Source organism: Pseudorhodoplanes sp. (genome assembly GCF_035565795.1).
Lineage (GTDB): Bacteria > Pseudomonadota > Alphaproteobacteria > Rhizobiales > Xanthobacteraceae > Pseudorhodoplanes.
This window is the reverse complement of record NZ_DATMRV010000261.1, coordinates 1-4,443: the sequence shown is the minus strand read 5'-3', so window position 1 is coordinate 4,443 and position 4,443 is coordinate 1. Positions and strand designations below refer to the sequence as shown.

The window sequence follows — 4,443 nt, the reverse complement described above, 5'->3', positions numbered from 1 at the left end:
GCGCAGTCTTCGGCGAGTTCCTTGAGATAGAAGATCTCGCCCATGCACAGCCCCATCGCCGGGATCACCACCCAGTGCCATGGCTGGTTCGCTTCCGTTGTTTCGTTCGGCCGCACCTCGCAGCCCCAGGTATCCATGCAGAGCGCTGCGATCTGCTTCTCCTGGCACCAGTAGCAATTCTCGAACATCACGCCCGGCGCGTCGCCGCCGGCATAGCCGCCCCATTCGCCTTCCGCGAGGCAGCGCTCCATCTGCCCGGTGCGCACATGCACGAAATCGCCCTTGCGGATTTCGACATTCTGGGCGCGCGCGCATTTGTTCAGCTCTTCGTTGGAAATGCCTTCGCCATCCTTGAGCCACGGCACGCCGCGGAAGCGCGCGATGTCGAGCAGTACGCCCCTGCCGATCATCTTGTTCTTCGAATGCTCGATGCCGAGGACGGCAAGGCCGCGCGAGTCGATCAGCTTCGCGTCGTGGCCGTTGTAGCACTTGTCCTCGTAGAAGATGTGACCGAGCGCATCCCAGTGCGTCGCGCCCTGAACGCACAGGTTCAGCGTGTCGTCGGCATAGCGGATCTTGTTCCAGTCCTGCTGGCCGGCGATGGCGTCGGTGCCGGTCGCGAGCATCTGGTGAATCGGATTGAAGCGGCCGCCGAACAACCCGGTCTGCGGTCCGTTGCGGTCGAGCGGAATGCCGAGCGCGAACACCTTGCCGCTGCGGACAAGTTTTGCGGCGTTGACGATATCCTCCGGCGTGACGTGATTGAGCGTACCGATCTGGTCATCCTTGCCCCAGCGGCCCCAGTTGCTGAGCTTTTCGGATGCTTCCTCGATGGCCTTCAGACCAACCTTGATGTTCATCGACACGCTGTCCTCCGCATCATTTTCGTTCCGGCTCTTCCGATCGGCGGCCGGGCGGGATTGTGCTGAAGGGCGGGCGGTTCGTCTACCACCAGATTGGTGCGGCGGGTGCGCTCTTGAGTTTGACGATGTGGAATATCAGCGGCCGCGCGGGTTTTGCGGTACAGGCGCTTCAATGCGTGGAGGTATGTGATGCGCCGTGCTCTTCTTGCGATCGCTGCAATCGTGATCGCGTTCACCGCGTGCTTTGACTTCTTATCCCTCCCCTGAAAGGGGAGGGTCGCTTCGCATCGCGTGAGGGATGCGAAGCGGGGTGGGGCATCTTGATGAAACGTCCCCACCCGTCCGCTCACTTCGTTCGCGTCCACCCTCCCCCTTGCGGGGAAGGGATAAGTCAAACCTTCCCCAGCGCGCGCAGCACCTTGCCGGGCGTGAACGGCATGTCGGTCAGCGGCTTCGCGCCCAGCGGGCGGAGCGCGTCGTTGATCGCGTTCATCACGCAAGCCGGTGCGCCGGCAGTGCCGGCTTCGCCCGCGCCCTTGGCGCCGAGCTCGGAATCCGCGGTCGGCGTCACGACATGACCGATCTGCATGTCCGGCATCTCCATCGCCATCGGCACGAGATAGTCCGCCATGTTTCCGTTCAGCAGCTGCCCGCGCTCGTCATAGAGGCAATGTTCGAACAGCGCGCCGCCGAGTCCCTGCACGATGCCGCCGCGGATCTGTTCGTCGACGAGCTGCGGATTGATGACGGTGCCGCAATCCTCAACGCACCAGTGCTTCAGCAGCTTGATGAAGCCGGTGTCGGTATCGACCTCCAGGTAGGACGCCTGAATGCCGTTGGTGAACGAGAACGCCCATGCGCGCGGCACATAATGGCGCGTCGCCACCAGTTCGGCCTGGAAGCCGGGCGGCAGCGTGTCCGGCCGGAAGTAGCAGACGCGCGCAACCTCCTCGAGCGTGATGCGCTCGGTCTTGGTGCCCTTGTTGACCACGATGCCGTTGTCGATATCGAGATCGGAGGCCTGCGCCTGCAGGATCGAGGCCGCGGCGGCGAGGACGTTTTCGCGCAGAGCTTTACCAGCCTGCCACGCCGCCTCGCCGCCGATGCCCGCGGCCCGGGACGCCCAGGTACCGCCGCCGTAAGGGGTATTGTCGGTGTCGCCCATGATGACGCGCACCTTGTCCATCGACACGCCGAAGGCCGATGCGACGCATTGCGCGATCACGGCTTCCGCGCCCTGGCCCTGCTCGGACACGCCGGTATGGCAGAAGATCGCGCCCTTGCCGTCGAGCCGCACCGTCGCGCCGTCCTGCGCCGAGATTTTCGCGCCGCCGACACCGTAGAAGGCCGCGCTCGGATTGGTCACTTCAATGAAAGAGGCGAAGCCGATGCCGCGATAGATGCCCCTGGCGCGCGCCGCCGCCTGATCGGCACGAAGCGCCTTGTAATCCATCATCGACAGGATCTTCTCGGTCGATGCGATATGCGACAGCTTCTCGAACTTGATGCCTGATGCCGCGGTCGCCGGATAGGCGTCGTCCGGGATGAGGTTTTTCTTGCGGACCTCGACCGGGTCCATGCCGATCTTTGCCGCGGCGAGATCGACAAGGCCTTCCGTCACCGCGACCGCGATCGGATGACCGACCGCGCGGTACTGGCACATGACGTTCTTGTTCTGGAACACGACGCGGGCGCGCGCGCGGTAATTCGGACAGGCATAGGGTCCGCCGGTCAGGTTGACGACCTGGTTCGCCTCGATGCCGGAGGTGCGCGGATAGACCGAGTAGGGGCCGATGCCGGTGAGATCATCGATCTCGAAAGCGGTGATCGTGCCGTCCTTCCTGATGCCGATCTTGCCTCTGACGCGATGATCGCGCGCATGAATATCGGTGACGAAGCTCTCCAGCCGGTCGGCAACGAACTTGATCGGCCGCTTCAGCATTTTCGAGAGCGCGACGACGGCCATCTCGTCGGCATAGGTGTGCACCTTGACGCCGAAGGAGCCACCGACATCCTTGGTGACGACGCGCACCTGATGCTCTGCAAGATCGAGGTGCTTCGCAAACAGGTTCTGCATCATGTGCGGCGCCTGCGTGCCCTGGTAGACGGTGAGCCGTTCCTCGCCCGGATTCCAGTCGGCAATGATCGAACGCGGTTCGTTGGTGACGCCGGTGTGGCGGCCGAAATGAAACGTCTGCTCGATCACGGCGTCGGATTCCGCAAACGCCTTGTCGACTTCGCCGGCATCGAGCGTGCGCTCGAAGGTAAGATTGTCGCCGAGTTCGGGATGGATCACCGGCGTGTTTGGATCGAGAGCGGTCTCCGGATCGGTGACGGCGGGCAATTCCTCGTAAACGATCTCGATCAGCTCGCAGGCGTCTTCCGCTTGCGCGCGCGCTTTTGCGACCACGGCGCAGACCGCTTCGCCCTGCCAGCAGGCGCGATCGACCGCAAGCGCATATTGCGGCGCCGACTTGATCCCCTTGAGATGGGTCAGCACGCCGACCCATGGCGTGATGACTTTCGCAAGCTCCGGTCCGGTGACGACGGCGATCACGCCTAGCGCCTTCTCGGCCTTGCTCTTGTCGAGCTTCACGATGCGGGCATGAGCGTGCGGCGAGCGCAGATAGGCGACATGCGCCATGCGCGGCAGCGTCATGTCGCTCACATATTGCGCGCGCCCCTGTGCGAGGCGCTTCAGATTCGGGCGCGGCACCGAGCGGCCGATATAGGAATTCGGACGGTCGAGCGCTGTCAGCGGCGAGGGCAGGTCGGAGACGATTTTCATATCACTTCCCATTCCGCGCCTGCGCAACCGCTTCCACTGCATCGACGATCGCGTGGTAGCCGGTGCAGCGGCAGTAATTGCCCGAGATATGCTCGCGAATGTCGTCGCGGCTTGGCGTCTTTCCGTTGGAGAGCAATTCCTGCGCGGTCAGCAGCATGCCGGGCGTGCAGAAGCCGCATTGCAATGCGTTGCGCTTCTCGAACGCATCCTGCAGGTCTGCGATTTCGCCGGTGTCGGATACGCCCTCGATGGTTTCGACGGTGGCGCCTCCGCATTGCACCGCGAGCATGAGGCAGCCGCGAACGATCTGCCCGTTCACGCGAACCGTGCATGCGCCGCAGACGCCGTGTTCGCATCCGACATGACTGCCGGTGAGGCTGAGATCATCGCGCAGGAAATCGACCAGCGACTTGCGGGCCTCGACGCGCGCGGTCAGCAGCTCACCGTTGACAGTGAGACTGATGTCGTAGGCGTGCGTCATGCGCGCGCTCCGGTCATTTGTGCGGCTACGCGGCGCAACAGCACGCCCGCGAGATGTTTCTTGACGGCGCCGGTTTCCTGGATGTCGTCGGGCGGATCGAGATCGGAGGCGAGGGCCTTCACGGCGTCGTCGATCTTGCCCGCAGCGAGGGCCGCTTCCGCGCCCTTCGCGCGGACGGGCGTCAGCCCGACGCCGAAATAGGCGAGGCGTATGTCTTTTAAAGACGCGCCATCGGCGCGCGCCGACGCCGCGAGCCCGGCGATCGCGTAATCGCCGTGCCGTCGCGACAATTCGGCAAAGCCGTAGCGCAT

At 63.9% G+C, this 4,443-nt stretch carries 3 protein-coding genes and 1 pseudogene; all 4 read right to left on the bottom strand.

Translation table 11 applies throughout. The annotated features are described in order from the left end of the window. On the bottom strand, nucleotides 1–860 hold an 860-nt coding region (locus VNZ93_RS23510), incomplete at its 3' end, for a cyclase family protein (protein ID WP_325711197.1). Nucleotides 861–1,254: 394 nt separating this feature from the next. Then, nucleotides 1,255–3,651 carry a xanthine dehydrogenase family protein molybdopterin-binding subunit gene (locus tag VNZ93_RS23505; protein WP_325711194.1) on the bottom strand — a complete coding sequence of 799 codons (2,397 nt, stop codon included), beginning with the start codon at nucleotides 3,649–3,651 and terminating at the stop codon, nucleotides 1,255–1,257. Nucleotide 3,652: 1 nt separating this feature from the next. Then, entirely contained in the window at nucleotides 3,653–4,132 is a 480-nt protein-coding gene (locus tag VNZ93_RS23500) for a (2Fe-2S)-binding protein (RefSeq protein WP_325711191.1), read from the bottom strand. Next, nucleotides 4,129–4,443: pseudogene (locus tag VNZ93_RS23495) on the bottom strand (xanthine dehydrogenase family protein subunit M); the annotation flags it as partial. The gene VNZ93_RS23500 and the pseudogene VNZ93_RS23495, both read right to left, overlap by 4 nt.

What these genes read in the sequence shown, in the direction of transcription:
- VNZ93_RS23500 (WP_325711191.1), bottom strand. Translation starts at nt 4,132, where the DNA reads ATGACGCACGCCTACGACATCAGTCTCACTGTCAACGGTGAGCTGCTG.
- VNZ93_RS23505 (WP_325711194.1), bottom strand. Translation starts at nt 3,651, where the DNA reads ATGAAAATCGTCTCCGACCTGCCCTCGCCGCTGACAGCGCTCGACCGT.